This is a genomic window from Rhizobium sp. SVR5-2C, assembly GCF_056755115.1.
On record NZ_JBNDHT010000670.1, the window covers coordinates 1 to 229 of the forward strand.

Genomic DNA, 229 nt, shown 5'->3' on the forward strand with positions numbered 1-229 from the left:
GAACTGGCCAGCGACCTGGCCGACTACCTGGTCGAGCGCCTGCCGGACGAGCAGCGCTACCGCGACCCGGACCTGGCTCCCGCCAAGGCCTCCGGCGAGATCGACCGCGCCGCGCTGGCCCGCGTGCGCGAGGCGCTGCCGTTCGCCGCGCTGGACGACGCCACGCTGATCGACTGGTTCGGCCGCTATATCACCCGCTATCGCGTGGCGCGGCCTCGGTGCTGGGTTT

Annotated in this window: 1 protein-coding gene; it reads left to right on the forward strand. The window is 72.9% G+C overall.

The window, feature by feature from the left end:
- Positions 1 to 229: hypothetical protein (locus tag ACPYOI_RS37320; RefSeq protein WP_481424337.1), on the forward strand; the 229-nt coding region annotated here is incomplete at both ends.